Origin of the sequence: Tardiphaga sp. (assembly GCF_025356345.1) — a bacterium.
In the GTDB taxonomy this organism is placed as follows: domain Bacteria; phylum Pseudomonadota; class Alphaproteobacteria; order Rhizobiales; family Xanthobacteraceae; genus Tardiphaga.
In genome coordinates, this window is the sequence record NZ_JANXTC010000074.1 from 1 (window position 1) to 5,688 (window position 5,688).

General features: G+C 65.6%; 4 protein-coding genes and 1 pseudogene. 2 read left to right on the top strand and 3 right to left on the bottom strand.

The genetic code is table 11. From position 1 onward, the window contains the following. Positions 1-367: pseudogene (locus Q0S16_RS04115) on the top strand (30S ribosomal protein S12 methylthiotransferase RimO); the annotation flags it as partial. 413 nt (positions 368-780) lie between these two features. Then, the gene (locus Q0S16_RS04120) at positions 781-1,977 is read left to right on the top strand and encodes an acetylornithine transaminase (protein ID WP_295845348.1); all 1,197 of its coding nucleotides are present in this window, start codon (positions 781-783) and stop codon (positions 1,975-1,977) included. A gap of 620 nt (positions 1,978-2,597) precedes the next feature. Here Q0S16_RS04120 and Q0S16_RS04125 read toward each other — a convergent pair. The 3 genes from Q0S16_RS04125 to Q0S16_RS04135 form a co-directional block, all read right to left on the bottom strand. Further along, a complete protein-coding gene (locus tag Q0S16_RS04125; protein ID WP_295845351.1) occupies positions 2,598-4,223 on the bottom strand; it encodes an ABC transporter ATP-binding protein in 1,626 nt (541 codons plus the stop codon). Beyond that, positions 4,220-5,050, bottom strand: a complete 831-nt coding sequence (locus Q0S16_RS04130; RefSeq protein ID WP_295845353.1) for an ABC transporter permease — start codon at positions 5,048-5,050, stop codon at positions 4,220-4,222. The genes Q0S16_RS04125 and Q0S16_RS04130 overlap by 4 nt, the downstream gene beginning before the upstream one ends. Positions 5,051-5,052: 2 nt before the next feature. Beyond that, a partial coding sequence (locus tag Q0S16_RS04135) for an ABC transporter permease (RefSeq protein WP_295845355.1) occupies positions 5,053-5,688 on the bottom strand: 636 nt, incomplete at its 5' end.

The following is a 5,688-nucleotide window of genomic DNA, read 5'->3' on the forward strand; positions in this document are numbered from 1 at the left end:
GCTCGAGGAAGCGCAGATCGACCGCGTCGGCGCCTTCAAATATGAATCGGTCGCCGGCGCGCCGTCGAATGCGCTCGGCAATGCCGTGCCGGAAGAGATCAAGCAGCTGCGCTGGAACGCGCTGATGGAGCGGCAGCAGAAGATTTCCGCGCGCCGCCTGAAGCGCAAGGTCGGCACCCGGCAGCAGGTCATCATCGACGAGGTCGGCCCGACCGTCTCGAAAGGCCGCTCCAAGTCGGACGCCCCGCAGATCGACGGCGCGGTCTACGTCTCGGCGCGGCGCCCGCTGAAAGTCGGCGAGATCGTCACCGCCAAGATCGAACGCGCCGATGCCTATGATCTGCATGGCAGCGTGGCGGGGTTCTAGCAGAGCTGCTCATCTTTCTTCCTTCTCCCCTTGTGGGAGAAGGTGGCGCGGACGAAGTCCGCGTCGGATGAGGGGGCTGCATCGTATCTACCCCTCACCCGTCCGCGCTGACGCGCGGCCACCCTCTCCCACAAGGGGAGAGGGGAAGAATGAGCCCGCCGCATTGGCAAAGCTGCAAATCAGTGAGCAACTCCACTTGACATCTCACGCCCCACGGATGTATTCGCCCGCCATGATCTTCACCCGGACCCACATCCGCGCCGCCCTCCGTCGTCGCTCCTGCGACGATGCCGGGTTGCGCCATGTCCGAGGATGCTGAACGACTAGTTCGGCAAGTTTCGAGAAGGCCGCACCCACAGTGCGGCCTTCTCGCGTTTCAGGCCGCCTGTTCATTCCCAGCACAGGAGACCGCCATGACGATCGCCACCCATCCGTTCGATGCCCTGATGAACATCACCGCCCGCCCGCCGATCGTCTTCAGCCGAGGCGAAGGCGCGTGGCTGTGGGACGACACCGGCAAGCGTTATCTCGATTTCATGCAGGGCTGGGCGGTGAACTCGCTCGGCCATTCGCCGGATATCGTGATCGACGCATTGACGGCGCAGGCCCGACGACTGATCACGCCAAGCCCCGCCTTCTACAATGATATCAGCCTGAGACTGGCGCAGGCGCTGGTCGCGCGCAACGATTTCGATCAGGTGTTCTTCACCAATTCCGGCGCCGAAGCCAATGAAGGCGCCATCAAGCTGGCGCGGAGATACGGTACAAACCATCGCAACGGCGCCTACGAGATCATCACCTTCGAGGATTCGTTTCACGGCCGCACGCTGGCGACGATGTCGGCCTCGGGCAAGAAGGCGTTTGAAGCGCTGTTCGAACCAAAGGTGACCGGCTTTCCGAAAGCGATCACCAACGATCTCGCCTCGGTCGAAGCGCTGATCGGCGACAACACCGTGGCGGTGATGCTGGAGCCGATCCAGGGCGAGTCCGGCGTCTGGCCCGCGACCGCGGAATTCATGCAGGCGTTGCGGGCGCTGACGCAGGCGCGCGGGCTGCTGCTGATCGTCGACGAGATCCAGACCGGGATGGGCCGCACCGGCACGCTGTTCAACTACCAGCAGGCAGGGATCGCGCCTGACATCATGACGCTCGGCAAGGGCATCGGCGGCGGCGTGCCGCTCGGCGCCCTGCTCGCGACCAACAAGGCCGCGGTGTTCGAGCATGGCGACCAGGGCGGCACCTTCAACGGCAACCCGCTGATGTGCGCCGCCGGCCTGGCCGTGCTCGACCACATCGACCGGCCGGCATTCCTGAAGTCGGTCGTCGACAACGGCCACCATCTCGCCGGCGAATTGCAACGCATCTCGGCGCGGCACGGCCTCGGCGAAGTGCGCGGCAGCGGGCTGCTGCTGGCGCTCGACCTGAAGCGCCCGATCGCGGCGGCGGTGGTCGCCGAAGCCCTGCACGACGGCCTGCTGCTCAACGCGCCGCGGCCGGATAGCCTGCGGCTGATGCCCGCGCTCAACGTCACGCGCGCCGAGATCGGCCAGATGATCGGCCAGCTCGATGCGATCCTGACGCGGATCGGCGCCGCGCGATGCGTCGCGTAAGATGCGGAACCATTCTGTCATTCCGGGGCGCGAGGGCGCAGCTGACGCTGCTCCCGCCCCGGAACGACAATCATAAATTTATTGACATAAGTCCTAACTAGGATTATTAGCTCTGTCGTCTTGTTCGCGAGGGGCGCTGTCATGAGGCGTCTTGGTAGCGGAGCAGGATGCGGTGTCCCGCGCGCGTGCCTCGCAAGCACGCCCCGGGAGGTTGGCGGTCACCGTCCGGGCCCACTACGGGGCTCTGCCTTGAATGGCTGGACGGGACAGCGAAAGGCGGGCGAAATCCCGCCGGAGTGTCCTCTTCGGAGGTCACGTGCTGGCCCGGAAGAACGGTCCTCCAGCCTAAAATCACCGCGGTGGCGCGCTGACAGGCGCCGCGTTCCGTGGTGACACGGATCGCGTCCCTATCCCCCACCCCCGCGCCTGTCGGCGCGCTGCCCCCCCCCTCATGGGTTCGAGGGGGGAACTACCGCAAAACTCGGGCGCCGGGCGTCGCGAGAAGGCGAAATCATGGCTGTTTGAAAGTTGAATCGGAATCGTAGCATGGGTAGAGCGCAGCGAAACCCATCGGCTGAACCGCGCGCAGGTGATGGGTATCGCGAAACGCTCAACCCATTCTACGGCCGACGGCCGCGGGCAAAATCGCCGCCGGGGATCGAGGCGATCAGGGCTTTGGTATAAGCGTGCCGCGGATGGCCGAACACCTCGCCGGCCAGTCCATGCTCGACCACTTCGCCGTCCTTCATGACCGCGACCAGATCGCAGATCTGGGCGGCGACGCGAAGGTCATGGGTGATGAACACGATCGACAGGCCGAGCCGCTCGCGCAATTCGGCGAGCATCTTCAGCACCTGGGCCTGCACCGAGACGTCGAGCGCCGACACCGCTTCATCGGCCACCAGCACGTCGGGCTTCAGCGCCAGCGCGCGGGCAAGGCCGATGCGCTGCCGCTGGCCGCCGGAGAATTCGTGCGGAAAGCGATCGATCGCCGACGGATCGAGTCCGACCAGCGCGAACAGCTCTTTCGCTTCGGTCATCGCTTGGGCGCGCGGCGTGCCGTGCACGATCGGGCCCTGCGCCACGAGGTCGCCGGCCTTGCGGCGCGGGTTGAGCGAGGCGAACGGGTCCTGGAACACCATCTGGATATGGCGGGTCTCGCGCCGCACGTTTTCGCGCGTCATCGTCGCCCAGTCCTTGCCTTCCAGCACGATGGCGCCCGCGTCGGGATCGATCAGCCGGATGATGCAGCGCGCCAGCGTCGACTTGCCCGATCCGGACTCGCCGACGATGCCGAGCGTCGCACCGCGCGGCAGTTTCAGCGACACATCGCGGACGGCGTGGGTGACGCGCGCGCCGCGGCCGAAAAACCCGCCATTGCGATAGGTCTTCGAGACATGGTCGATGCTCAGGATGATGTCGTCGGAGAGTGGTCGCGGCGGCGGCGCGGTCAGCGGCGGCACCGCGGCGATCAACTGTCTGGTATAGGCATGCCGCGGATCGTTGAGCACGTCCCGCGCGCTGCCGATCTCGACCACGGCGCCATGCTGCATCACCACAACGCGGTCGGCGATCTCGGCGACGACGCCGAAATCATGGGTGATGAACAGCACCGCCGTCTTGCGGCGGAGCTGTAATTCGCGGATCAGCTTCAGGATCTGCGCCTGGGTGGTGACGTCGAGCGCGGTGGTCGGCTCATCGGCGATCAGCAGCCGCGGATCGAGCGCCAGCGCCATGGCGATCATCGCGCGCTGCCGCTGGCCGCCGGACAATTCGTGCGGAAAGGCCCGCGCGGCCTCGGCGGGATGGGGGATGCGGACGTCTTCCAGCAGCGCCAGCACACGCGCCTTGATCTCGGACTTCGACAGTTTTGTATGGATCGAGAACATCTCGCCGATCTGGTCGCCGATGCTGCGCAGCGGATTGAGCGCCGTCATCGGCTCCTGAAAGATCATCGCGATGCCGGCGCCGCGCACCTTTCGCATTTCAGCCGGGGTGGCGCTGGCGAGATCGCGGCCCTCGAACATCACCTTTCCGCCGTCGATGGCGACGTCGCGCGGCAGCAATTGCATGATGGCATTGGCCATGATCGACTTGCCGGAACCGGACTCGCCGACCACGCACAGAATCTCGTTGGCGGCGATCGACAGCGACACGCCTCGCAGCGCATGCGAGCGGTCGGCGCCTGCCGGCAGTGACACGCTGAGGCCGTCGAGCGTCAGGATTGAATTGTCAGTCTCGCTCATCGGCTCTTCAGTCTCGGATTGAGCGCGTCATTGAGGCCCTGGCCGACCAGCGAGACGGCAAGCACGGTCAGCAGGATGGCAATGCCGGGAATCGCCGAGACGTACCACTGCACCCGCAGCACGTCGCGGCCGAGCCCGATCAGATTGCCCCAGGAGGCGACATTGGGATCGGAAAGCCGCAGGAACGCCAGCGCGCTCTCCAGCAGGATGGCGGTGGCCATCACCACGCTGGCATAGACGATCACCGGCGGCAGCGCGTTGGGCAGGATCTCGCCGAGGATCAACTGGATATCCTTCATGCCCAGCGTGCGCCCGGCCTGGACGAATTCACGGCTGCGCAATGACATGAATTCGGCGCGGGTCAAACGTGCCGGCGCCGGCCAGGAGACGATGCCGACGGCGATGGTCACGGTGGTCAGCGTCGAGCCGAACACCGCGACCAGCACCAGCAATAAAACGAAATTCGGCAGCGTCTGGAACGCCTCGGTGATCCGCATCAACACGGTGTCGACCCAGCCGCCATAGAAGCCTGCGAAGGCGCCGATCAGCACGCCGATGACGATGGCGATCAGCGTGGCAACGCCGCCGATCAAGAGCGAGATCCGCGCGCCATAGAAAATCTGGGCGGCGATGTCGCGGCCGGAATTGTCGGTGCCAAGCAGGAAGCGCGGATTGGCGAACGGCCATTGCAGCGGTCGCCCGGCCAGCGCCAGCGGATCGCGCGGATACAGCAGACCGGCCGTGATCGCCATCACGATCACCACCAGCAGCAGCAGCAAGCCGACCACGGCGGCGGGGCTGCGAAAATAGCGCCTGATCGCATCCATGCTCAGGCCTCCGCCGCGATGCGGGGATCGAGCCGCGCATACAGCAGATCGACGAAGAAATTGACCAGGATCACCAGCAGCGCCGAGACGAAGACGATACCGAGCAGCGTATTGAGGTCGCGCTGCACCACGGATTCATAGGCCAGCCGGCCGAGGCCGGGCAGCGAGAACACGCTTTCCACGACGACGGAGCCGCCGAGCATGGTGCCGGCCTGCAGCCCGATCAGCGTCACCATCGGCAGCAGGGCATTGCGCAGCACATGGCGGATCACCACGCGGGTCTCGTCGAGGCCCTTGGCGCGCGCGGTGCGGACGAAATCGAGGTTCAGCACTTCCAGCATCGAGGCGCGCATGATGCGCAGATAGATGGCGAGGAAGATCAGCCCCAGCGTCAGCGTCGGCAGGATCAGATGCCGCGCGATATCAATGGTCCGCGCCAAGCCGCTGTGAACGGTGCCGATATCCTCGAAGCCGCCGGCCGGCAGCCATTGCAGATAGATCGAGAACACGACGATCGCCATCAGCCCGAACCAGAACGACGGCGTGGCGTAGAAGACCAGGCCGAGGGTGGAGATCAGCGTATCCGGCCAGCGGTTGAAGCCGCGTGCCGCGATCACGCCGAACAGCAGGCCAAAGAA

What these genes read in the sequence shown, in the direction of transcription:
- Q0S16_RS04120 (WP_295845348.1), top strand. Translation starts at nt 781, where the DNA reads ATGACGATCGCCACCCATCCGTTCGATGCCCTGATGAACATCACCGCC.
- Q0S16_RS04125 (WP_295845351.1), bottom strand. Translation starts at nt 4,223, where the DNA reads ATGAGCGAGACTGACAATTCAATCCTGACGCTCGACGGCCTCAGCGTG.
- Q0S16_RS04130 (WP_295845353.1), bottom strand. Translation starts at nt 5,050, where the DNA reads ATGGATGCGATCAGGCGCTATTTTCGCAGCCCCGCCGCCGTGGTCGGC.